This is a genomic window from uncultured Mobiluncus sp., from assembly GCF_947087965.1.
Lineage (GTDB): Bacteria > Actinomycetota > Actinomycetes > Actinomycetales > Actinomycetaceae > Mobiluncus.
Window position 1 is genome coordinate 118,540 of record NZ_CAMUES010000001.1, and the last position, 23,722, is coordinate 142,261.

General features: G+C 57.0%; 22 protein-coding genes. 13 read left to right on the top strand and 9 right to left on the bottom strand.

Features of this window, described 5'->3' with window-relative positions; all coding sequences use genetic code 11:
• Window positions 1-43 precede the first annotated feature (43 nt).
• The 5 genes from Q0V70_RS00530 to Q0V70_RS00550 form a co-directional block, all read right to left on the bottom strand.
• Window positions 44-664: a CBS and ACT domain-containing protein gene (locus tag Q0V70_RS00530; protein ID WP_296179406.1), complete on the bottom strand. Its 621-nt coding sequence runs from the start codon at window positions 662-664 to the stop codon at window positions 44-46.
• Window positions 665-684: 20 nt separating this feature from the next.
• Window positions 685-1,389 (bottom strand): ABC transporter ATP-binding protein, encoded by a 705-nt coding sequence (locus tag Q0V70_RS00535; protein WP_282922132.1) that lies wholly within the window; start codon window positions 1,387-1,389, stop codon window positions 685-687.
• Entirely contained in the window at window positions 1,382-3,262 is a 1,881-nt protein-coding gene (locus tag Q0V70_RS00540; protein WP_297587193.1) for an ABC transporter permease subunit, read from the bottom strand. Before Q0V70_RS00540 ends, Q0V70_RS00535 begins: the two co-directional genes overlap by 8 nt.
• A 3-nt stretch (window positions 3,263-3,265) precedes the next feature.
• Window positions 3,266-4,150, bottom strand: coding sequence for a branched-chain amino acid ABC transporter permease (locus tag Q0V70_RS00545; protein ID WP_282922130.1), 885 nt, complete (start codon window positions 4,148-4,150; stop codon window positions 3,266-3,268).
• A 94-nt stretch (window positions 4,151-4,244) separates the two neighbouring features.
• Window positions 4,245-5,435, bottom strand: coding sequence for an ABC transporter substrate-binding protein (locus Q0V70_RS00550; protein ID WP_297587195.1), 1,191 nt, complete (start codon window positions 5,433-5,435; stop codon window positions 4,245-4,247).
• Between the two features lie 386 nt (window positions 5,436-5,821).
• Here Q0V70_RS00550 and rho point away from each other — a divergent pair, with 386 nt between their 5' ends.
• The 4 genes from rho to hpt all read left to right on the top strand — a co-directional run bounded on the left by rho (window position 5,822) and on the right by hpt (window position 11,064).
• Window positions 5,822-7,549 (top strand): transcription termination factor Rho, encoded by a 1,728-nt coding sequence (gene rho, locus Q0V70_RS00555; protein WP_296179397.1) that lies wholly within the window; start codon window positions 5,822-5,824, stop codon window positions 7,547-7,549.
• A gap of 234 nt (window positions 7,550-7,783) precedes the next feature.
• Complete coding sequence (locus tag Q0V70_RS00560; RefSeq protein ID WP_297587199.1) at window positions 7,784-9,145, top strand: NlpC/P60 family protein; 1,362 nt, start codon at window positions 7,784-7,786, stop codon at window positions 9,143-9,145.
• A gap of 12 nt (window positions 9,146-9,157) precedes the next feature.
• Window positions 9,158-10,405: a tRNA lysidine(34) synthetase TilS gene (gene tilS / locus Q0V70_RS00565; RefSeq protein ID WP_297587202.1), complete on the top strand. Its 1,248-nt coding sequence runs from the start codon at window positions 9,158-9,160 to the stop codon at window positions 10,403-10,405.
• A gap of 104 nt (window positions 10,406-10,509) precedes the next feature.
• A complete protein-coding gene (gene hpt, locus Q0V70_RS00570) occupies window positions 10,510-11,064 on the top strand; it encodes a hypoxanthine phosphoribosyltransferase (RefSeq protein WP_297587205.1) in 555 nt (184 codons plus the stop codon).
• Window positions 11,065-11,072: 8 nt separating this feature from the next.
• Here hpt and Q0V70_RS00575 read toward each other — a convergent pair whose 3' ends face one another.
• Complete coding sequence (locus Q0V70_RS00575; RefSeq protein ID WP_297587208.1) at window positions 11,073-12,287, bottom strand: glycosyltransferase; 1,215 nt, start codon at window positions 12,285-12,287, stop codon at window positions 11,073-11,075.
• 99 nt (window positions 12,288-12,386) lie between these two features.
• Here Q0V70_RS00575 and ftsH point away from each other — a divergent pair, with 99 nt between their 5' ends.
• The 5 genes from ftsH to Q0V70_RS00600 all read left to right on the top strand — a co-directional run bounded on the left by ftsH (window position 12,387) and on the right by Q0V70_RS00600 (window position 17,999).
• The gene (gene ftsH / locus Q0V70_RS00580; protein WP_297587211.1) at window positions 12,387-14,669 is read left to right on the top strand and encodes an ATP-dependent zinc metalloprotease FtsH; all 2,283 of its coding nucleotides are present in this window, start codon (window positions 12,387-12,389) and stop codon (window positions 14,667-14,669) included.
• A complete protein-coding gene (gene folE, locus Q0V70_RS00585) occupies window positions 14,666-15,241 on the top strand; it encodes a GTP cyclohydrolase I FolE (RefSeq protein ID WP_297587214.1) in 576 nt (191 codons plus the stop codon). The genes ftsH and folE overlap by 4 nt, the downstream gene beginning before the upstream one ends.
• Window positions 15,242-15,312: 71 nt before the next feature.
• Complete coding sequence (gene folP, locus Q0V70_RS00590; RefSeq protein WP_297587216.1) at window positions 15,313-16,203, top strand: dihydropteroate synthase; 891 nt, start codon at window positions 15,313-15,315, stop codon at window positions 16,201-16,203.
• A 15-nt stretch (window positions 16,204-16,218) separates the two neighbouring features.
• Window positions 16,219-17,517, top strand: coding sequence for a 2-amino-4-hydroxy-6-hydroxymethyldihydropteridine diphosphokinase (gene folK / locus Q0V70_RS00595; RefSeq protein ID WP_297587218.1), 1,299 nt, complete (start codon window positions 16,219-16,221; stop codon window positions 17,515-17,517).
• Entirely contained in the window at window positions 17,517-17,999 is a 483-nt protein-coding gene (locus tag Q0V70_RS00600; protein WP_297587220.1) for a DUF3180 domain-containing protein, read from the top strand. The genes folK and Q0V70_RS00600 overlap by 1 nt, the downstream gene beginning before the upstream one ends.
• 37 nt (window positions 18,000-18,036) lie before the next feature.
• Here the strand turns inward: Q0V70_RS00600 and Q0V70_RS00605 are convergent, their stop codons facing one another.
• Entirely contained in the window at window positions 18,037-18,546 is a 510-nt protein-coding gene (locus tag Q0V70_RS00605; protein WP_297587221.1) for a hypothetical protein, read from the bottom strand.
• 84 nt (window positions 18,547-18,630) lie between these two features.
• Here Q0V70_RS00605 and Q0V70_RS00610 point away from each other — a divergent pair, with 84 nt between their 5' ends.
• On the top strand, window positions 18,631-19,443 hold the full coding sequence (locus tag Q0V70_RS00610; protein WP_297587223.1) for a hypothetical protein: 813 nt from the start codon (window positions 18,631-18,633) through the stop codon (window positions 19,441-19,443).
• 4 nt (window positions 19,444-19,447) lie between these two features.
• Entirely contained in the window at window positions 19,448-20,521 is a 1,074-nt protein-coding gene (gene disA / locus Q0V70_RS00615; RefSeq protein WP_295026531.1) for a DNA integrity scanning diadenylate cyclase DisA, read from the top strand.
• A gap of 24 nt (window positions 20,522-20,545) precedes the next feature.
• Here disA and Q0V70_RS00620 read toward each other — a convergent pair whose 3' ends face one another.
• Together Q0V70_RS00620 and Q0V70_RS00625 are read right to left on the bottom strand one after the other, a co-directional pair.
• Window positions 20,546-21,514 carry a DUF808 domain-containing protein gene (locus Q0V70_RS00620; RefSeq protein ID WP_297587225.1) on the bottom strand — a complete coding sequence of 323 codons (969 nt, stop codon included), beginning with the start codon at window positions 21,512-21,514 and terminating at the stop codon, window positions 20,546-20,548.
• A 97-nt stretch (window positions 21,515-21,611) separates the two neighbouring features.
• Window positions 21,612-22,571: a CPBP family intramembrane glutamic endopeptidase gene (locus Q0V70_RS00625; protein ID WP_297587226.1), complete on the bottom strand. Its 960-nt coding sequence runs from the start codon at window positions 22,569-22,571 to the stop codon at window positions 21,612-21,614.
• A 290-nt stretch (window positions 22,572-22,861) separates the two neighbouring features.
• On the opposite strand from Q0V70_RS00625, the gene rpsL reads away from it, so the two are divergent.
• The gene (gene rpsL, locus Q0V70_RS00630; protein ID WP_004008363.1) at window positions 22,862-23,236 is read left to right on the top strand and encodes a 30S ribosomal protein S12; all 375 of its coding nucleotides are present in this window, start codon (window positions 22,862-22,864) and stop codon (window positions 23,234-23,236) included.
• A gap of 2 nt (window positions 23,237-23,238) precedes the next feature.
• Window positions 23,239-23,709 carry a 30S ribosomal protein S7 gene (gene rpsG / locus Q0V70_RS00635; RefSeq protein ID WP_282922113.1) on the top strand — a complete coding sequence of 157 codons (471 nt, stop codon included), beginning with the start codon at window positions 23,239-23,241 and terminating at the stop codon, window positions 23,707-23,709.
• Window positions 23,710-23,722 lie beyond the last annotated feature (13 nt).

A 23,722-nucleotide genomic window follows, 5' to 3' on the forward strand; every position in this document is an offset into this window, starting at 1 on the left:
GGCAATGACGGGGTAGGGAGATTTTTTGGAGATGAACGACGCTTTAGCGTCTGAGGACGTAACGGACCTGGAATCCGGCTTTAGTGAACGCCTCCTCCAGGTCGGTGGTATTCACGGTGTTCACGCCCAGAAGCACGAAAGAACTCTCCATACCGGTGCGGTACACCGCAATATGGGTGATGTTGGTCTCCAGCTCCCCGGTGACCCTCGCCAGGCGGCTCATCACTCCGGGCTGGTCGTCAGCCTCAATAACCAGGCGGGTTCCGGGCTCGCGAGCCCCGTTAATGTCGATAAACGCATCGAGGACATCAGATTCGGTAATGACCCCGATAACCTTGCCCTCATCCATGACTGGCAGAATTTCGACTTTCGAGTCACGCATGACGATGGCGGCTTCCTCCAGCATGGCATCGGCCGAGATGGTGGGGGGATTCTTTTTCATAATTTTATAAATCTTCAGTTTGGACAACAGGTAGGCCACTTCGCCAAAAGACAGGGAAGTTGCGTCAGAGGGCAGAGCCCGGTTGATGTCCGACTGAGAAACTACACCGCACAGTTTGCCGTCACGCAAGACTGGCAGCTTCGTGATGCCGTGAGTCTGCATCATTTCGATAGCGTCGGGTACGGTGGCACCCGAATCGATAGTAAAAGGGTTGGCTGTCATTCTCCATTTTACAAACATGGTTATCCTCCCAGGTAGGCATGCTTAACTTCGTCGCTAGTCAGCAACTCTGCGGCATCGCCTTGCAACACAATCTTGCCGGTTTCCATCACGTAGGCGCGTGAGGCAATCTGCAAAGCCATGTTGGCGTTTTGCTCTACCAATAAAATCGTAGTTCCCATTTCTTGAATTTTGACGATGATGTCAAAGATTTCTTGGACGAACAGCGGTGCCAAGCCCATCGAAGGTTCGTCCAACAGCAGGACGCGCGGTTTGGCCATCAGCCCGCGGCCCATAGCCAACATCTGCTGTTCGCCGCCGCTCAAGGTCCCCGCCAGCTGATTTTTCCGGTCAGCCAAGACCGGGAACCTTTCAAACACCATTTTCAGGTCCGCGGCACAACCGCTGCGGTCTTTGCGCATGTAGGCACCCAAATCGAGGTTTTCCATCACGGTCATTCCGGGGAACACCCGACGCCCCTCCGGGACGTGAACCAAACCGTGGCGTACCCGCGAACGTGGTGAGGATTTGGTAATTTCCTTGCCGTCAAGCCAAATCGAGCCTTCCAAAGGGCGTTCCAGGCCGGAGGCGGTGCGCAACGTCGTGGTTTTGCCTGCTCCGTTGGCGCCAATCAGGGTCACGATTTCACCTTCTTCCACGCGCAGGGAAATGCCCTTGAGAGCCTGGATGCCGCCGAATGAAACCTTGAGGTCTTTAATCTCAAACATTTTCCACCTTCTGACCCAGATAGGCTTCGATAACTTTCGGATTGTTACGAACTTCCTGAGGCGTACCGGAAGCGATAACCACGCCGTGGTCGAGCACGTAGAGGCGCTCGCAGATGGTCATCACCAGCGACATGTCGTGCTCAATGAGCAGGATAGTGAGGTGATAACGCTGACGCAGCATCGCAATCAACTCTGTGAGCTGGGCAGTCTCGGCTGGGTTCATTCCTGCCGCCGGCTCGTCCAGCAGCAGGAGCTGCGGGTTAGTCGCCAGGGCACGAGCAATTTCCAGGTGACGCTGTTCACCGTAGGACAGATTCCGAGCGGATTCACCGGCTTTTTCAGCGAGGTTCATCATCTGCAGTAACTGCATAGATTCTTCGTGGACGCGTTGACGCGACTGGGACCAGGACGGCAGATGGAAAAAGGACGCCAGGAGGGAATACTTTTCGCGCTGTTCCATGGCAAAAACCACGTTGTCCAACACCGTGAGGTCCTTGAATAAACGGATGTTTTGGAAGGTGCGGGCGATGCCGCAGCGAGAAATCACAAAGGGTTTCTTGCCGGCAATGGAGACGTCCCCGCCCTGCGGATCAGGGCGGAAAGCGATGGTTCCCGATGAGGGGGGATAAACCCCGGTCAGCAGGTTGAAAACGGTGGTTTTCCCCGCTCCGTTAGGTCCAATCAGACCGATGAGCTCACCGGGTTGCAGATACATATCCACGTCCGTGAGGGCGGCAAGCCCGCCGAAGTGCCGTGTCAGGCGGCGCACATCCAAGATGGCGTGAGCGCGCTGCTCCTCTGTCGGGGGCTCGGTGGCTGCGGATTCTTTCCCGGTTTCGGGACTAGCCTCGGCGCGGAGTGCCTCCGGGGGTGTCTCCGCGGTTGGGGGAGTTGGCAACGCACTGCTACTTTCCGATTTGTCCTCCCCAATCGGCTTGCGCAACAACCGACCAAAGACCTTAAAGGTCAGCTCCTTGGTACCCAACAGACTCTGGGGACGGAACACCATGAGGATAACCAAAACCAAGGCGTAGAGAATCATTCGAATTTCGGGGAAGGGCTGGAGCAGGGTCGAAACTACCGCCAGCAAGATGGCGGCGATAATCGAGCCGGTCAGTGAACCCAAACCGCCCAAAACCACAATCACCAGGATGTTGATGGACATCATGAAGTTGAACAGGTCCGGTTTCACAAAGAAGAAGTTGCCGATGTACAGGCCGCCCCCGATGGCTCCAAAGAAAGAACCGACCACGAAAGCCAGGGTCTTAATTCGGGTGGAGTAAACTCCAATGGATTCAGCGGCGATTTCGTCCTCGCGGACCGCGATGCAGGCGTGCCCGTGACGGGAGTTCAGGAAGTTACGAATCAGCAGGATGGTGCCCGCCGTGAGGATGAACAGGATGTTCCAGTCCGTGAACTGCAGCTGGATGAACAGCCCGGCAGCCCCTCCGGAAAACTCCAGATTCAATAGCAGCACGCGGATAATCTCGGCCAGTCCCAGGGTGGCGATAGCCAGGTAGTCTCCTTTCAGACGCAGGGTCGGCAAACCGATGAGGAAACCGATACCGGCGGCGAAAAGTCCGCCTATGCCCAGTCCCAGGAAGAAACCACCGTAGGTAGGAATCGCGGTAACGATGAGGCCGGTGGAGTAGGCTCCGACCGCCATGAATCCCGCGTGGCCCAGAGAGAATTGCCCGGTAAAGCCGGTAACCAGATTCAACGACACCGCCAGGATAATGTTCACGCAGATGGTGACCATGGTGTTAAAGATGTAAGAGTCGATGACCCCCACCGTGATGAGGGCGTACCCCAGCCCCCAAAGAACCGCGAGAATGACGGCTTGTGCAATGATACTTTTTATTCCAGATTTCATGGCTCAGACCTTCTCCTGTACGTTCTTGCCGAGGATGCCGGCAGGCTTAAAGATGAGCACGATAATCAGCACCATGAACACGGCCGCGTCACGGAATGTGGACAGGCCCAGGGAGTTCACGATGGTCTCTAAAAAGCCGACCAGATAGCCGCCCACCAACGCTCCTGGAATCAAACCGATACCGCCCAAAACAGCGGCCACAAAGGCTTTCAAGCCCGGCATAATGCCCATGAGTGGGGTAATCGAAGTGTAATACAGCCCCCACAGCACCCCGGCGGCGCCAGCCAAAGCGGAGCCGAGCGCAAAAGTGAAGGAAATCGTGTTATCAACGCTGATTCCCATGAGCTTGGCGGCGTCTTGATCCTGGCTGACCGCGCGCATGGCTTTACCAATGCGGGTTTTCTTAATGATGAACTGTAGGACAATCATCAGGACCACGGAAACCACCACGATGATGATTTGAATCATGGACAGGCTCACCCCGCCGAAGCGGTAAGTTGCTCCCAGCCAGCCAGTTTGGGCGGGATAGGCGCGGGCTTCAGCCCCGACAAAGTACATCATCACGTACTCAATCAGCAGGGACATACCAATAGCGGTAATCAGTACGGCGATTCGGGTCGAGTGGCGCAGCGGCTTATAAGCCAAACGCTCAATCAGCATCCCCAAAATCGCGCAGATAATCATTGCTGCCAGCAAAGATGTGAACGGGTCGAGGTGCAGCAGGACCATTCCTGCGAAACCAACGTAAGCCCCGACCATCAGGACGTCGCCGTGGGCGAAATTGATGAGCTGAATGATGCCATAGACCATGGTGTATCCCAGCGCGATTAGCGCATAGATACTACCCAGCGACAGGCCGTTAATCAGCTGTTGCAGTATCAAATCCATGAGGAACGTTCTTTCTCGAGGTCCCGAGGACGGGGAGCCCGAACCTGGTGAAGACTCGGGTCAACGGGCCGCCCCGCCCTTGGGAAACACTCGATTACTTCAGGGCGTAGGCCTCAGCGGAGTCCTGGACACCGTCCTTCAGGGAAACCACGACCGCCGTCTTAATCGGGTCATGAGTCTTGGGATCCATATCGAAAGAACCGGTCACGCCCTCGAAGCCCTTAGCGTTAGCCATCGCTTCGGCAATAGCCGGACCGTTCAACTCTTTCGCTTCACCAATCGCCTTGGCCACGAAGTAAGCCGTGTCGTAGCCCAAGGCATTGAACGAGGACGGATCCTCGCCGAACTTATCCTTGTAGGTCTTGATGAAGTCTTGCAGTTTCGTATTAGAAGTGTCCAAAGCCGAGTAATGCGACGTGAAGTACACGTTGTTCAACGCCGAGGCACCGGCCAGCTCCAGCAGGGTGGGGGAGTCAAAGCCGTCACCTCCCAGAATCTTGGCGTCAATGCCCAGCTCGCGGGCTTGCTTGATGATGAGGCCGACTTCCTGGTAGTAGCCGGGGATATAGAGCACATCGAAATCCTTGCCCTTGATGTTGGTCAAGGTCGCCTTGAAATCGGTGTCACCAGCCACGTAGCCTTCTTCCGCCACGACCGAACCGCCGGATTTGGTGAAGTTTTCCTTAAAGTTCTTGGCCAGGCCTTTCGCATAGTCAGAGGAGGTGTCTCCCATGATGACCGCGGTCTTGGCACCCAATTTTTCAGCGGCGTATTGGGCCATCACGCCACCCTGGTAGGAATCAGAGAAGCAGGTGCGGAAAGCAAATTCTTGGAGCTTGCCGCCGGTGACGGTCACGTCATCCGCAGTGGCTGATCCGGAGATGACCGGAACTTTATTCTGGTTGCCGGCGGGGATGACTGCTTTGAAGGAACCGGAGGTCGCCGGACCAATCATGGTGAGGACCTTGTCCTGGCTCATCAACTTGGTGGCCAGAGTAGTGGCTTCGGCCGGCTCTGACTTGGAATCGTATTTCACAATTTCAATCTTTTTACCGTTGACACCGCCCTGGGCGTTGATTTCATCAACCGCCAGTTCGATGCCGTCAACATTTTGTTTACCGTAGGTGGCTACCGCACCGGAAAGCTCGTAGTTCACGCCGATTTTGATTGTGTCTCCGGTGGCAGTGTTACCGCCGCCGGCGGGTCCTGAGCTGGGCTGAGTGCAGGCCGACATACCGACCAAGGTTAATGCTGAAATTGCAGCAGCTGCAATTATGTGTTTCATTAGAGTGCCTTTCTTTGAATAATGAAATTTTTCGGATGGGGAGATAAAAAATCCAGTTCCGCAAAAGCATTGAATGTGAAGATAACGCATGAAGCGGCGGAAACCACTCCCTAGTGCCCCGAAGTTGCGTTGCTGCTGTAGCTTCCGTTCCTGATAGACCATTGTGTGGTCCGGGTCATGACGGGGTCACGCTCACGAAGTTGATACTCGTTTTGTTGAAACCTTAGCGCGGAGGTATGATTTTATCAACACGGCTCAGCCGCGGGTCCGTAGATATCTTCCGGGCCAAACCCGATTCGTAATCTTGAGTCGGTCTGCTTGCGAACCTTCGTATTTGGGAACGTTGCGCAAGTTTTTACCCATTAACCTTTGAGATAAGGACACTTGTGAACGACAATCAACTGGCTGCTATGAAGCTTTCGGAACTGCGCGAACTGGCAAAGTCGCTGGGCATTAAAGGCATTTCTCAGGCTCGAAAACCGCAACTTATTGAAGCGATTATTGAAAAACAGAAGTCTGGAGGCGCAGCTGCTGACTCCGCACCCCACAAAACTGCGACTCCGGAACGGTCTCAGGCCTCTGAACATGATGGTGAGAAAGACTCTGCATCTTCCGCAAGCCAGGAGCGTGCGGCGCGTCGTCACCGTCGCGCTTCCGCTCCGGCGGGCGAACCTGCCGGGGAAGATAACTCCGAAAACGCGGCGGCCCCCCTTGACGTTAAGGCAGCGTTGGAGCATGACCTGGGGGCTAAGCCCTCGCGTCGTCAACGCAACCATGATGACGCCGAGTCTGCCACAGAAAACAATCCTCAGCTGGAGGCGGTGGCTCAGGGAGCCAGCGTGCGGCGCGAACAGACTCAAGAAGAGCGGGGCGAACGCTATGACCGTCGTAATCGCAATGATCGCCGCGGGCGTAACCGTAACCGTAATCGTGGACGCGATCGGGATGACAGCGACAACACCGGTAGCGAAGAAATCAGCCCTGAAGAATTGCTGCCCATTGCAGGCATCTTGGAGGTGAAAGAGAACCACGCTTTTGTCCGAACCTCCGGTTACCTTCCCGGACCCAACGATGTCTACGTGACTTTGGGGCAAGTGCGCCGGTGGGGACTGCGTTCCGGCGATGCGATTGTGGGGGCCGTGCGCAAGCCTCGTGAAGGTGAAGAACGCCGCGTCAAGCACAATGCTCTGGTGCATCTGGAGTCCATCAACGGTCAGAGCATTGAGGAGGCCTCGCAACGAATCGAGTTTTCCAAGCTGACCCCGCTGTATCCCGATGAACAGCTACGCTTGGAAACATCTTCGAAGGTATTAGCTCCGCGGATTATTGACCTGATGGCTCCTATCGGCAAAGGCCAGCGCGGCCTGATTGTGTCTCCGCCGAAAGCCGGCAAGACTATCATCTTGCAGCAAATTGCCAACGCGATTTCTATAAACAACCCCGAAGTACACATCATGGTGGTTCTGGTGGATGAACGTCCGGAGGAAGTCACCGATATGCAGCGCACGGTCAAGGGGGAGGTTATTGCCTCGACTTTCGACCGCCCTGCCTCGGAGCACACCACGGTGGCAGAACTCGCCATTGAGCGGGCCAAGCGCCTGGTGGAACTGGGCGGCGATGTCGTGGTGCTGCTGGATTCCATCACCCGGTTGGGGCGTGCTTACAACCTAGCTGCCCCGGCTTCGGGTCGGATTCTCTCCGGCGGTGTGGATGCCTCCGCGCTGTACCCGCCCAAGCGATTCTTTGGTGCCGCCCGCAACGTTGAAAATGGCGGCTCCTTGACCATTATTGCTACGGCCTTGGTTGAAACCGGCTCCAAGATGGACGAGGTTATCTTTGAGGAATTCAAAGGCACCGGCAACATGGAGTTGCGACTGTCCCGCGAACTGGCTGAAAAGCGTTTGTACCCGGCGGTGGACGTCAATGCTTCGGGTACTCGCCATGAAGAGGTGCTGTTCACGAAGGAAGAGCTGAGCGTACTGTGGCGGCTGCGCCGAGTGCTGGCGTCTCTGGAACTGGAACAGGCCGCGGGTGTGGTACTTCAGAAGCTGAAAGATACCCAGAACAATGCCGAGTTCCTGATGGCTGTCGCCAAGACGACTCCCGCGGAATAGGTTTTTTACTGTTCAAAAGGTTCCCCTCTCGCGTTTGTGCGGGAGGGGAACCTTTTTTCGTAGTGGAGTGCGGCAAAAAATCTGGCAATTGTCAGGACAAATGTTACCAGTGTTACGGTTGCGAAAGATGAGGTCCATTGTGAAAACAGTGGTTTTTGTTTAGAATCGTTAAATCTGTTGTAAACTGCCAATGGATGTGGTTAGAGTTATAGAAGCTGTTAAGGGAGGCAGGCTTTGCGTAACACAGACCAGTTTGGACGATGGAAACGTCGCTTGGCGGCGATGAGTGTGGCTGCTGCAATGACGCTGGGGATGGGAACAATTCCCCTGGCCGTGGGCGCCCCGAGCGCCAAACCGGATCGCATTGCCCAACTGGAAAGTGCCATTGCCCGCAATCGGGTGAAAGTTGATGAAGCCCAGTTGCACTATGCCCAAACGGCTGAGGATTTTGCCGAGGCTACCGACGCTCTCAATGCGGCCACCGCCGAAGCCAGTGACAGCGCGAAGAAAGCCCAAGCAGCGAAGCGAGAAGCCGATGCAGCCAAAGCCAAATTGGGTCGACTAGCTGTCGCGATGTATCGCCAAAACAGCAGCGGGTTATCTGATTTGGCGGCTATCACCGAATCCGACGCCTTCCGCGACGCCGCTTTGAAAGAAGCCGCCACCGATGCTTTGGGTAATCAGGCAGACAGCCAAACTCAGGGATTGATGGCGTTGCAAAATGTCGCCGAAGTTTTGAGCGACAAAGCCAATCGCGCTGCCAAAGCTAAGAAAGATGCCGCAGCCAGCCTGGCTACTACGGAAAAAACCGCTCGTGCTCAGGCGCAAGAAGCCTTGGACGAGCTAAACAAACTCGAATCCCAGCGGGAAAAAATTATCGTTGAGTTGGCGCGGGAACGCGAAGTGACGATTGCGGAAGAAAAAGCCCGTCAGGAAAAAGTCGAACAGGAACGTCAAGCAGCGCTAGCGGCCGCGGCACAGCGCCAACGTGAAGAACAAGAAGCTCTGGCCGCCCAGCAGGCCGCAGCCCGGGCAGCCCAGCAGGCCGCGGAGCAAAAAGCCCGTGAGCAGGCCGCCAGAGAACAGGCAGAGCGTCAGGCTCGCCAGCGCGCAGCTTCGGGGCAATCGCCGCAAGCGACCTCGCAGCCGAGCGTTGTACCCTCCCAGCCGACAACGGCACCAGCACCGACTTCTCAGCCCGCTTTGCCTCCCAGTAACGCCGCGAGCGGAGGATTTGGGCCGAGCTTACTGGAGTGGGCCAAAACGAAAACGGGACTTCCTTACATCTGGGGAGGAACCGGGCCGGATGGCTACGACTGCTCCGGACTGGTTTATGCGGGGATGAAAGAACTCGGTAAAGGGATGCAGCGGTCCGCGGCCGCCCAATACAACTCCTACGCCAATGTACCCTTCAGCGAAAAACAGCCGGGAGATTTGGTGTTTTGGTCGAATAACGGGACTGGTAACGGGGTCTACCACGTGGCCATTTACTCCGGTGGCGACACCATCCTGATGGCGCCTAAGCCCGGTGGTACGGTGGGTACTTTCAACTTCTATAACCAGAATAGGATTATGCCTTTCGTGGCGCGCCTCTAATAGAATGCGTCCATGAGTTCTCTGCCCCCTTTCGTTAGCCCTGAGGGTGCCGAAACGCGCCTTTGGGAGCGCGATGCCGGGGGGGATTTGGGGGAAATTCAGCTCGCGGTGCGCCGGGTGCTGCAATCACTAGGTTCCCCCGACAGTACTCTGTTGTGTCTGGCGCTATCGGGGGGCCCAGATTCGTTGAGTTTAGCGGCGGCGCTGATTCGTGTCGCCCTGCGTCACCCGCGCCCGTGGGCTATCAGTTGCCTTACGGTAGATCACGGCTGGCGGCCTGAATCCGCCTCAGAATCCCAAGCCGCCGTCCAATGCGCCCACGAGCTGGGGTTTACTGCGGCGACAGTGTTGCGGGGCGAAAGCGGCGGGGGCACAAATGGGCCAGAGGGTGAGGCGCGTCTGTTGCGCTGGGGGTTGTTGGCACGCGCCGCCGTCGCCGAGGCCAAAGCCCAGGGAAAGGACCACGCGGTTATCCTCACCGGGCATACGCTTGATGACCAGGCCGAAACCGTCTTGTTACGTTTGGCGCGTGGCTCCTCACTACGTTCGATTTCGGCTATGAGAGAGTTTGAGTCCCTGGATTGCCAAACCGGTCTACCCTTACGTTTTGCCTGGAGAGAGGAAGAGTCCGGTGTTGATGCCGCGGTGGATTTGCGCCTAGCGCGTCCGTTGCTGGGAATTCGGCGGTCCTGCACCCAAGCCGCTTGCAAGCAGGCTGGGCTCGTAGCCGTCAACGATCCGAGTAACCGAATGGAAGGCCCCGTGAAAACTGCCGCTGGCCAGCCGTTACCTCGTGCTGCCATCCGGGAACGGGTTATGCCCGCGCTCGCGGCCGCGCTCGGCCAAGACCCCGCTCCCGCACTGGCACGTCTGGCCGGTCAGGCCGCCGCGGACGACACCATACTGGAGGCGCTCGCGGCAGAAGTCTTTTGGGAAGTGCTCAGCGATGAGCCCGGCGAGGGGGAACCGGGGGACAGTGTGAAACTTGACCTCACAGTCATTGAGGGGTACAAATACCGCGACCTAATCCGCTATTCTGCCCCGGTCCTGCGCCGGGTGGTACGCCGAGCGAGCCTGTTAGCAGGGGCGAGGGTGGATTCCCTGACTGCAGCCCACCTGCGTGGCGTAGTGGACCTGATTCATGATTGGCATGGCCAAGGCCCGCTGGCTCTGCCCGGGATTACCGTGACCCGCCGGGATGGCTTCTTGGAATTTGCCCGCCACCGCGATGTTTCCGAACGCGAAAATCTTTCGGATTGAGCCAAATTCTGACGCATTTAGGCAATGCGGAGGGAAAGTCTAAAATGGACACGGACCAGCAGGAAAACTTTTAGAATGTACCTGCAACTTGAGGGAGGCATGTGATGGACGCTGCAGACATGGGCGCAGACATGGAACGGGTCTTATTGACCGAGGAACAGATTCAATCAAGGCTCGCCCAGATGGCGGCCGTCATTGACAAAGACTACGCGGGCCACGAAATCCTGCTGGTGGGGGTGCTGCGCGGGGCGGTCATGGTGATGGCTGACTTGGCTCGGAAACTGCACTCGCCCATTCAGATGGATTGGATGGCGGTGTCCTCTTACGGTTCAGGGACAAAATCTTCCGGGGTGGTGCGGATCTTGAAGGATTTGGACACCGACATCAAAGACCGTCACGTCTTAATCGTGGAGGACATTATCGATTCCGGTTTGACCCTGTCTTGGCTGGAGGCAAACCTGCGTACCAGGGGGTGTGCCTCCCTGAACATTGCGACTCTGCTACGCAAACCGGATGCCGCCAAAGCGGTGGTGAATCCGCGCTACGTCGGCTTCGATATTCCCAACGAATTCGTGGTTGGATACGGCTTGGACTACGCCGAACATTACCGCAACCTGCCGTTTATCGGGCTCTTAGCGCCCCACGTTTACGAAAAGTAGTTGCGCGGCTAATCCTGGGGGAACACGTAGTCGGGATCGATGGCGTCCAGATGCTGGCGTGCTGTCGCGTTTTCTTCCTGAGCGGAGCGGTACAGGACTTCGTAGCTGTCCAGAGTATTTTCAAAGTCATGGGATTGGGCTATCTCTAAGCTCATCTTGCCCATAAACCTGCGTTTTTGCTCGTTTATAGCCAGGTCCTCCAGGTAATCAGAAAGGGCCTCAACGTCTCCGGGCTGGAACAGGTAGCCATTGACTCCGGGACGCACCAAGTGCGGCAGACCGACCGCATTCGCCAGGACTACCGGAATGCCCGAACTCATCGCCTCCAAAGTCGCCAAGGACTGCAACTCTCCGGTGGAGGCATTGACAAAAATATCGCTGCGCGCATACATCTCAATGAGGGCCTCGTCGTCCTGGTAATCATGGAAAGTAACCCGGTCTATGACCCGAAGTTCCGCGGCTTTCCGGCGCAAGTCCTCTTTCTTAGTGCCGGTTCCCACAATGTCAAAGTGCAGTTTGGTAGAGGGCTGCAACAGAGCCAGGGCGGCGATGATATCTTCTACGTGTTTCTGTTTTTCCAGACGGCCCACGTACAAAAGGTGGGGAATTGGGTTTTTTTCAGCATTTTGAGCGGCAGCTTGGTAAATCGGCAAATTCACCCCGTTGCTGATGGAGACGCCACCGCCGAGATGCGCGTGTTCTTTCATGACTGCGATAGCGGTAGGGCTGGGGGCGACCAGGCGATCGGCTCGTTGAAACACGTTTCCCAGGTCTCTCCAGGCCATGTCCGCCAGTAGCTTGCTGATGAACTTTGGGACGCCACAAGAGAGGCGGTCAAGGAGGTTTTCCGGAGTGAAGTGGTTCGTGACAATTAACGGCAGCCCCAATTCGTTGGCGTATTTGCACACGACCCGACCCACGCTGAGGTGAGATTGCACATGTACCACATCGGGGTTCAAGCCCTGCAGAATTCGGCGCACGGTACGACTAATTTCCCAAGGCATGCTCAGAGAGAAACCACGGAGATATGCGAACTCGTGGGAACGCATCCGGTGTTCGGTAATACCCGCCACGTTGGCGATGTACGGCCGGGAAACCGGGGAAGGAGCGATGACATGAACTCTGTGGCCTCGAGCGTGCAGTCCGCGAGCCAGGTTCTGGGAAAAAATCGCATTCCCACTCACATCTGGGGGATATGAATCAGCCGCGATAACAATTTTCATGGTGCTCTCTTTGCGGTTAGCGTAAAACTGCGGGAATGCACCCATTTTATAGCTGTTTGGTAGGCTTAAGGTGTTGTACCGGATAACGGAAAAGTGAACATGGACAAGACGAATAAAACTCAAAAGAAAAAACAAATCTCTGGCGGCATTGCGGCTTTTGTAGTCATCGCTATCATTGTGGCTTTCATGGTTTTTTCTGCCCAAGGCGGTCCCACTCGCATTACTACTGACGAAGGCTTGACGCTGCTGCGGGGCAATACCGTTGAAAAAGTCGTTATCAACGATGGCACCCAGACCGTCAGTATGGAGTTGACCAAGTCCTACCAACGTCCGCGGGCGTACCTGCCAAAAGACGGTCCTTTCGGGATGAAGCCGAATGCTGACGCGGGTAAAAAAGTCTCTTTTTCTTATGTTCGTCCCCAAGCGGAAACCGTTGCGAATGCGGTAGCCGACGCGAAACCAAAGAAGGGTTTTGATTCTATCTATCCGGTGTCCTCCTGGTGGGAGTCCATGCTCACTTTGATGGTGCCGATGATTATCCTCTTTGTGGTGTTTTTCTGGTTTGTTTCGCGCATGAGCGGGGGAATGGGTCCTCTCGGGATGGGGCGAGCCAAGCCACGGATGTTCAACAAAGAGGACGAAACGAAAGTGACTTTCGCTGACGTTGCGGGAGTCAATGAAGCTGTGGAGGAATTGGAGGAAATCAAAGAGTTCCTTGCGGAACCCGAAAAGTTCCGCAAGCTCGGGGCGAAAATTCCCAAGGGGGTGCTGCTCTACGGTCCTCCCGGCACGGGTAAGACCCTGTTGGCTCGCGCTGTCGCCGGAGAAGCCGGGGTACCGTTCTTTTCTATGAGCGGTTCCGAGTTCGTCGAGATGTTTGTGGGTATGGGTGCTTCCCGGGTGCGGGATTTGTTTGAGCAGGCGCGGGCGGCGGCTCCGGCCATCATTTTTGTTGACGAGATTGACGCGGTAGGCCGCCACCGCGGCACCGGCCTGGGCGGGGGGCACGATGAACGTGAACAGACCTTGAACCAGCTGCTGGTAGAGATGGACGGATTCGACGAACGCACCAACGTCATCATGATTGCCGCCACAAACCGTGCCGACGTACTCGATCCAGCTTTGCTGCGCCCCGGTCGTTTTGACCGTCAAGTAGCAGTTGAAGCGCCGGATCTCAAGGGACGCGAAGCGATTCTGGCGGTTCACTCGAAGAACAAGCCCCTGGCTCCCGAGGCGGATATGAAATCACTGGCCAAACGCTCCCCGGGATTCACCGGCGCGGACTTGGCTAACGTTTTGAACGAAGCGGCCTTGCTGGCGGCACGACACAGCCGGGAAATCATCACCGCTCAGGATCTCGATGAAGCGGTAGACCGGGTTATTGCCGGACCCCAAAAGCATTCCCGGATTATGAACGACCATGACAAACTGGTCACCGCCTATCACGAGGGCGGCCACGCCTTGTGCGCCGCAGCATCCAACTATTCCGACCCCGTGACGAAAGTGACGATTCTGCCCCGCGGACACGCCTTGGGCTACACCATGGTCATGCCCACCGAGGATCGCTACTCCGAAACCCGTAATCAGTTGTTGGACCAGCTAGTTTACGCCATGGGAGGTCGAGTCGTAGAGGAAATCGTGTTCCAGGACCCCTCTACCGGGGCGTCTAACGACATTGAAAATGCCACCGCTATCGCCCGTAAGATGGTGACCCGCTGGGGCTTGTCGGCCGGGTTGGGGGCGGTTCGTTACGGCAGCTCCCACGATGAACCTTTCGTGGGTATGGATTATGGCAAAGCGCAGGAGTATTCCGATTCCACTGCCCATGCTATCGACGCGGAAGTACAAGCTTTAATGGAAGCCGCCACGCGAGAAGCCTGGTCCATCATTACTGAGAACCGTGACATTTTGGACACGCTGGCACGCCGCTTGCTGGAGGAAGAAACTCTGGACGAGAAAGCCTTGGATGTCATCTTTAAGGATGTTAAGAAAGCACCGCGCCGTGCCGTCTGGCAGTCGTACGAGGGCTTGATCTCTGACGGCCGCGGACCCATCGAGATTCCTGAAGCCGTGAGGATTCGTAACGCCAAAGCTAGCGCGAAACCGGGAGAAAGTTTTGCTCTGGACGGTGCCGACCGCCCGTTGGCGGATTCCGGGATCGGGGGGACCGTGCCGTTTGGGCAGGGGGAAGTGAAAACTGAGGAAAGCCCGGCAACTTCGCAACCGGACGCCGCAGCTCCGGCTGATTTGAGTCTGCCGATTCCTCCGACCAGGAAAGAACACGAGGTGCGCATTCTCGACGACACGGACCCGTTGCCTCCAAGTGAAAACCCGACCGCGGAACCTTTACCGCCAGCGCCTAGTGAGAAAGAAAACGAATGAACGCGACCTATGACCCTGAAGGGGTGACCCGGGCAATCCGGGATCTGTTGGTGGCCGTAGGGGAGGACCCCAACCGTGAGGGCTTGCGCGAAACTCCGGACCGCATGGCTCGCTCTTTTGCGGAGCTGCTGCAAGGCTACCAGGAGGATCCGCGAAAGCATCTGGGGCGAATGTTCCCGGTGGAACACAACGATCTTGTTTTGGTCAAAGACATTCCGTTCAACTCCATGTGCGAACACCACCTGCTTCCGTTCGTGGGCCGGGCGCACGTGGGCTATATTCCGCAGGGGAAACGGGTTACGGGACTGTCCAAGTTGGCACGGCTGGTAGACGGTTACGCCCACCGTTTGCAGGTGCAAGAACGCTTGACCCAGCAAATCGCCGATGCGATGTGGGGTGTGCTCCAACCGCAAGGGGTCATCGTGGTGCTGCAGGCTGAGCATATGTGTATGACAGTGCGCGGGGTAAAGAAGCCGGGGGCGCGGACCACGACTTCTGCAGTGCGCGGGGTGATGGAACAATCCAGCACGACGCGTTCTGAGGCCATGAGTCTCATTTTGTCCGCAGATTAGGACGCTGCCAATAATCGGTTCGGATTCTGCCTGAGCCGGTTCAGAAACGAAACAGGAAAGAGGAATCGGGGATGACTATTGAAGCCCAGACACAGTCTGAGCCGTCGATGTCAGCGCTGCCGGACTATCTGCAACCGGAGCGCACCCTGGTGATGGGGATTTTGAACGTGACCCCGAATTCCTTTTCAGACGGAGGACAATGGCTTGATTCGAGTCAGGCGGTGGCTCACGGTTTGGAAATGGTGGCACAGGGGGCTGACCTCATTGACGTGGGGGGTGAATCGACCGCGCCGGGTCGCAAGCCCGTAGCAGTCGAGGAAGAAATTGCCCGTATCCTACCGGTCATTGAGCGGTTGGTCGCGGCCGGGGTGACTGTCTCGGTGGATACCCTGCACGCAAAAACTGCTCAGGCGGCCGCGGCGGCAGGAGCCAGCATCATCAACGATGTTTCAGGTGGTATCGTTGACGAATCGATGTTTGCCGTTATCGCTGGGCTACAGCTTCGCTACCCACAGCTGAGCTATATTTGCCAGCATTGGCGGGGTAGCCCGGAGGTAGCCAACCAGTTGGCGGTTTATGACAATGTTGCGGTGGAAACCTGGAATGAGGTAGAGCGTCGACTGGAGCTGATGCGCCATAGCGGCATTGATATGCGTCGGGTCATTATCGATCCTGGCCTGGGGTTTTCCAAGGTAGGCGAGCAGGATTGGGACGTGTTGGCTAACCTTGACGTGTTTTTACACCGCGGCTACCCGGTGCTTCTCGGCCCGTCAAGAAAGCGATATTTAGCGGATTTGGAAACGACGGCGAGTGACCGCCATCCTCGCGACGATGCCACCGCGGCAGTTTCCATGTTTTGCGCGCTTCACAAGGTTTGGGCGGTGCGCGTACACAACGTAGCCCCGGTAGCGGTGGCTGTCCGGGCCGTGGCTCTCCTCGATGCCCACCATCATCCCTGTTGAGAGGCGGTTTTAAAGATGACTTTACATGATGCATCCATGTCGAATTCTCTAGGGGGAATCTCCGGGCGCTCTGTTGACGTGGTTGACCGTTTGGACGGGCTGGATTCCATCACGCTGCGCGGGATTTTCGCGCGGGGCATTCACGGAGTTTTGGAATCTGAGCATCATGCCCCCCAGGATTTCTCGGTCGACCTCACCCTGTGGTTCGATTCGCGGCGGGCTGCCAGCTCGGACGATGTGGCCCACACCGTGGATTACTCGGTCGTGGCTGAAAAAATTGTCGCGGTCATTGAAGGGAAAAGCGCCTCCCTGATTGAACGTCTGGCTACTCACATTGCCATGTCTGTATTGGAGGACTCGCTCATTGCGGCGGTCCAGGTCACCTTACATAAGCCTCATGCCTGCATGGACGTGCAATTCGAAGATGTGGCGATAAGCATTTTGCGCACGCGGGAGGATTTTGCAGCCCACCTAGCTGATTTTCCAGCCAATCTGACCTTGCGTCCCGAACAAGCTCGCCCCGCAGTTTTGGCTTTGGGGGCAAATCTGGGCAATCCGCTGGGAACCTTGCGAGAGGTAGTGGCCGCCCTGCAGTCAGCCCCGGAGTTTGAACGGGTGGAAGTCTCGCCCTTGGCTCGGACCCGTCCGGTGCTGCAGCCCGGCGCCGCCCCGCAACCTGATTATTACAACGCGGTCGTGCGAGTGTGGTCGCGTCTGTCCGCGGCCGAGTTGTTGGATTTGGCGCATCATCTGGAGGATACTCACGGGCGGGAACGTCCCTATCATTGGGCAGCGCGTACTTTAGACGTTGACGTGATTGACGTTGAAGGGGTAACTTCAGAGGACTCACGCCTGGTCTTGCCTCACCCGCGAGCTGCTACTCGAGCGTTTGTCCTGGTGCCCTGGTCCCGGCTCGACCCGCACGCGACGCTGGAGGGTCGCTCCGTCTCCAAGCTCGCGGCTTGGGCACAAGACGCTAACGGAATCGTTAATCTGTGGACGGACTGGCTGGCGACCGACCCGGAACCGGAACAGACCGCACCGAACCTCCCTTCTGTACCCGTTTCCCCGGCCGCCCCCGACGATTCCCCGCTGGCTGAGACACAGGTCGGGGACTACGATGCTTTCGGTCTGCCGTCTTGGCAAGCTGCCCTGCCCCAAGCGGAGGCGCGGCCGCGCGTGGTCGACAACGACACCGAAATCGACATTATCCGTCAAGATTACAGCCCATCCGCCGGGGATTCTCCCTCCTCCTCCTCTCAGTCCGAGCTGCCGGCTCCACAGTGGCAGCGTGTCAGGACGCGGCGGCACTGATGAGCCACACGAAACCCATCGTTCTGGTGCTCTTGACCTTGGTGGTGGGAGCCCTCAGCGCCTCGTTGCTGAACTTCATGTACAACCAAGGCGCCTCGTTGCCGCGTGACGGTGTGGAGTTTGGCTTGGTCGCCCTGATTGTTTCCCTCTTGAGTGCCTGGTTGGCGGCGCACGTGCAGAGACTTAAGAAGCGTCAGGCGACCTGGATGAGCGCGGTGGGGGCCGCTCGGGTGGCGGCGCTGTCTCTCGCTCTGTCGCACACCGGTGCTATTTTCTTGGGCTATTTTGGGGCACAGACCATCTTTATCCTGGTAAACCTGGGAAACGATGCTCTGGCAGAGACATTATGGAAAAAGATTGTGGCGGTTATCGGCGCGGTATTGATGGTGGTAACCGGGCTGGTCATCGAAAAAGTCTGCACCATTGACCCGGAGGACCCGAATTCTCAATCCTCGTCCGGAGCCACCCCGGAAGCAGCTTAGATAGGTGGGGCAAAGGCCTCTCAAACCGGCGCTGGCATCAGTTTGTTTGCGCGTCGTCAACCAAGTAGCCCGCAGCGAACAGCAGGGAAATCGGGATAGCTTGACGGGTATGAGCCAGTTTCACCCCGGACTTACGGCGACGCTCGCCACGGCGGAACAACCAGAACTCAAGCCAAATACTGCAACCCAGTAATACCGTTCCGAAAGCTCCCAGAAGTATCAGCACGCGCCAATCCAGGTTTTTCGGATCAAACTTCACGTTGTCGCTGGTCATTTCCCACGCCTCTTGATCGGGACTTTCCGAGGCGATGTCATCGCGTACCGCGGTGACAGTATCTCGTGCCACCAAAGCGGTCAAAGCCGTCAAAGCGGGGATAATACCCAGGCGCACCAAGGCTCTCGGTTTCTTTTTCGTGAATAAATCCGGGGAGGCGTACCAGGCAAAGGTCAGCAGGGAACCGATGCCGGTGATAACGAGTTGGCGGGGGGTAACGATCTGACCATGTGAACCCCCGCCGGAGGACTCGTGCCTTGTGGACGCGCTCATGAAAACTCCTTCGTTTTGACAAAATTCTAACAACTAACGGCGTGGACTTTCGGGTTTTGCGTTTCTAAGCCGTAACTTAGGAGCATGGTGGACACTGGCACAGATAAACAACGCGCGGCGAAACAGTCGCGCTCTCCAGTGTCCCCAAACGGTAGGAAATCCGGAACCACCACAACGCGTAAATCACCGTCCAGGACCACCGGAAAAACGCCCAAAAACCAGGGAAAGCCGCGTCCGCCAAAGTACACTGAGGCCCAAATTCGGCGCAACCGCCTGATTGCCCTGGCGATTGTAATTCTGGCAATCGTGGGAATGGTGTTAGCGATTCGTGAGGTCGCGGCCGCATTTACCCGTTGGCAAACCGCCCAAGCGGCCGAGGCTAAGGCTTATCAGCTGCGGATGGAAGAACGCACTTTTCCCCCGCCGAAGCCCTGCCCGGACAACTCCCTGGAGATTGCACTAACTCATCCCAGCGCCGTGATTAATGTCGGGGCTGGGGACCAAGCTGAAATGACTGTGCACAACACCGGTAAAACCGCCTGCACCGTGATGATTGACCCCGCGAAGGTAGGGATGCAAATCATTTCGGGCAACCAAATCATTTTCAACTCGACTAGCTGCCAACCCACGGATGCCCCGACCCAGCAACTGTTGCTGGACCGCGGCATGACTTGGAAACAAACTCTGAACTGGGACGGTCTGGTGCATAACGCGGATTGTTCGCCAGCCAGTAACGTCGCAACTGCCGGTACCTATCGCCTCAACGCGGTGTGGAATGGAGCCGTTACTGGACCAGAAACCGTCTTTGCTCTGCAGAATCCGCCTCCCGATCCAACCCCCGCGCCGGAAAATCAGCCGGAAACCAGTAACGAAAACCCCGCGAAAACAGTAGGATAAAACCATGAACGACGCGCAGAGATTCCGGGAAGTGATTACCATGTTGGCTCCGGGCACCGAGCTGCGCGACGGACTCGATCGGGTCATCCGGGCTCATGCCGGCGCCCTGGTGGTTTTGGGCTACGAGGACCACATCAGAAGGATTTGTTCGGACGGCTTTGAGTTCGATATTGATTTTTCGGCTACGCGGCTGCGGGAACTGTGCAAAATGGATGGTGCAGTCATTATCGACCCAAATAAATGGCGGATTCGCCGCGCAAACGTCCAGCTGCTTCCAGACCCTTCCATACCCACGACTGAATCCGGGATGCGCCATCGTACGGCGCACCGTGTCGCGGTGCAAAGCGGCAACCCGGTCATTGCTGTATCGCATTCCCTCCGGGCCATTTCGCTGTATCTGGGCAATAAACGCTACGTCTTGGAAGACCCGGAAACCCTGCTGACTCGTGCGTCTTTGGCGATTGATACCTTGGAAAAATATCGGATTCGTTTGAATGAAGTCTCTGACTTGTTGACCGCCATGGAAATCGATGACATGGTTACTGCTCGTGACGTGGCGCTGGTGGTGCAACGTCAAGAAATGGTGCGCCGGGTCGGACATGAAGTTTCCGATATGCTCATTCAGCTGGGTGAACACGGGCGTTTGCTGAAAATGCAGCAATCCGAGCTGATGCGCGGCTTCGCGGTGAACCGTTCCCTGTTGATTCGTGACTACATCCCCGATGAATATTCAGAGGAAAAAATCGTGAATCGACTGGGTGAACTGGACGATGCGGAACTGTTGGATTTGAGCCTGGTGGCCCGCATTATCGGGGTGAACGGGATGGGTTCGGAAATCCTCGAGATTCCTTTGAGCGCCCGCGGTTTGCGGATGCTGGCGCGGATTCCGCGTCTTCCCGCCCATATCGTCGAGGCGATTACGCGCCGGTGGGGGACCTTGTCCGAGCTACTGGAGGTCTCCACCGAAGAACTGATGGAAATCGATGGAGTAGGACCGGGGCGCGCCCAAATTATTCACGACAGTCTGGAACAAGTCGTGGAAAACTCGGCTTTGGAACGAATCACCTCGCACTCCTAAACCCGCCTCGGCGACGGAATGTCGCTAGAGTTCTTCCGGACGATTTTTCCGACGAATTCGCTTCACGAGGGCGCGAACCCCCCAAACCGTTACGGTCACCAGGGCGCCGAGGCCCAAGCCCAGCAACATAGCTAAGAGGGTTTCCGTAAGCCAAGCACCTGCCGTGCTCGCCACCGGCAAAGAACTCGCTACCGCCTGACCACAAGCCTGCATGAATCCAAATATGAGAGGCAACCCCACTTCAGCTAGTCCGCTAAAGAACAGATGTCCTCCCACCCACAACATCGCCGCGACCCCGACTGTGGACAGAACCTTGAGGACAGCGGGCATCAGGCGAATCAGCATCAGTCCGATGACCTGGGAGACTTTGTGATGAGTGCGGCTTAATACCAAGCCCACGTCATCCATCTTTACCAGTAGCGCAACCACTCCATAGACCAGCGCTGTAATCAGGATAGCCACCACAATCAGGGCCCCGATTTGCGTTGCCAGGCTCTGTGTGCGGACCTCATTTAGGGCCACCACCATAATCTCGGTGGACAAGATGAGGTCCGTGCGGGTGGCGCCCCGGACGATGCGTTTTTCTTCCTCCGCGGCGTTAGTTGAGGTTGGGGTGTTGTCGACAACACCAGTCTGGTGGTGGAAAATCTGGCCCAAAATTTTTTCGGCGCCTTCAAAACATAAATATGTCCCTCCTACCATCAAGATGGGGGTGAGGGCAGCGGGCAGCAAATAATTCAACAGCAGCGCAACCACCAGGATTCCGGCTTTATTAATAATCGAGCCGCGGGCAATCTTGGCGATGACCGGAAGTTCTCGTTTCGGGGCTATCCTCGCTACATACTGCGGGGTGACGGCAGTATCGTCAATCACGACCCCAACGGCCTTGCCGCTGGCCCGGGCCGCTACCCCCGTCACGTCGTCAAGTGAAGTGGCTGCGGCTTTCGCCAGAGCCGCCACGTCATCCAGTAGCGTCAACAACCCAGCTGACAATATTTACCTCCCCAAATCGGTTTTCAGTCTAAACGTCTTCCCGCCAGACTCGCGACCGGTGCAATCATTACCTGCCGAGTTACTCCGGTTCACCAGCTCATTTCTGGGGCAAATCCGGGCTTTCAGGGTGGCGGCGCATTTGTAGCACGATTAGTGTCGTGGCGACCAAGCAAACGATGGCGGTCAGGAAAGAACCTTCCACCCCGACGCTGCCGCCGGTAATCCACTCGGGGCCTACGAAAGTCCCTTGTAAGAGCCCGCGTTGTTCCCCGGTACCGGACACGATTGACCCCCAAAAAGAGCCCTGCATCGCGTTCCATCCAAAGTGCAGCCCGATAGGAAACCACAGCCGGTGTTTCCACAGGTAGGCCGCTCCCAGCAACGGTCCACCGCTGAGGGCCAGGGCGACGACACCCATTCCCGTCATGCCGGGATTCATCAGGTGTAGCCCTCCGAACACTACGGTGGACATGGTGATGGCCCACACCGGCCCCCAGGCTCGGTCAAAGAGCCGCACCATTACCCCGCGGAACAGCAGTTCTTCCCACACGCAAGACATGAGACCCATAGCTAGGCCCAGACCCACGCCGGGCTCGATACTGACCCGGGCCAGTTGCCAGTGCCCGCTGGCCCACAAGATCAGCATCGGCAGGCTCACCAGCCCCGCCCCCACAGCGATTCCCGCCAGGGTTTCGGGCAATGCTGGTTTGACCGCGAGCTCCGACACTCGACGTTTCGCAAACAATCTCACCAGGAAGCGGTACACGGCAATCTCTGCGATGCACAGAATCAGACCGCAAAACCCTAGAGCTAGAGGCGCGTCAAAAATTCCCTGGGGAGAGTTGCCGGTGCCCGCCACGGCATCGTAGATATTCAATGCTAAGCCGGTAACCACCAGGTAGACCCCAATCAGCGCCAGGGGCAGCAAAGTCACTTGCATCCACACGCCCTTTTCCCCGGCCAAGCGTGCTTTGGCGGTACTTGCGGCTACCAGGGGATTGTCCGCGGCGTGTTCATTAGGCTCGGTCGGTTGAGGTTCTGGGAGCATCTGGTTCATATTTTCATTTTACTGCAGCCAGATTTGGTCCGCCTCACGACCGGTTTTGTCGCGGCTGCGCTGTTTTGGTATGATTGCTCTTTGGTGTCTGTTTTTAGTCACCCAGAGTCGCGCGAAGAAACTCGCGCGAACAGCGGGCTCGCTCCGTTCGAGCTCCGGACGCAACCTAAAATGCCGTTCTTGAACCAAGGACCCAAAGGAAGGCGGACCGGCCCCCGGACGGTACAGCTATGTCCGCGGGGCGGCTACAAAGCCTTAGATTCCAGACAAATTCAAGAAACGGAGTTACTGTGCCTACCATTGAACAACTCGTCCACCAAGGACGTACCAGCAAGCGCACGAAGTCCAAGACCCCGGCCTTGGCAGGCTCTCCGCAGCGTCGTGGCGTGTGCACTCGTGTGTACACCACCACCCCGAAGAAGCCGAACTCGGCTCTGCGTAAAGTCGCTCGTGTGCGTCTTTCTTCCGGCATCGAAGTCAGCGCCTACATTCCCGGCGTTGGCCACAACCTTCAAGAACACTCCATCGTGCTGGTGCGCGGTGGCCGTGTGAAGGACCTTCCGGGTGTGCGCTACCACATCGTGCGCGGCGCTCTTGACACCCAAGGTGTGCGCGACCGTAAACAGGGTCGTTCCAAGTACGGTGCGAAGAAGGAGAAGAAGTAAGAATGCCTCGTAAAGGACCGGCGCCTAAGCGCCCACTCATTGCAGACCCGGTGTACAACTCTCCGCTGGTCACCCAGCTCGTTAATCGCGTCCTGTTGGACGGTAAAAAGTCCGTGGCTCAGAGCATCGTCTATGGTGCGCTGGAAGGCGTAGCTCACAAGACCGAGCAGGACCCCATCGTGGTACTCAAGCGCGCCATGGAAAACATTCGCCCGCATCTGGAGGTTCGTTCCCGTCGTGTCGGTGGGGCAACTTACCAGGTTCCGGTGGAAGTCAAAGCCTCTCGCGCGACCACTCTGGCGTTGCGTTGGCTGGTGGATTTCTCCCGTCAGCGTCGGGAAAAGACCATGACCGAACGACTCATGAACGAAATCTTGGATGCTTCCAACGGCTTGGGTGCCGCGGTGAAGCGCCGTGAGGACGTTCACAAGATGGCTGAAGCTAACCGCGCCTTTGCCCACTACCGCTGGTAGTCGCCGGGCAGTC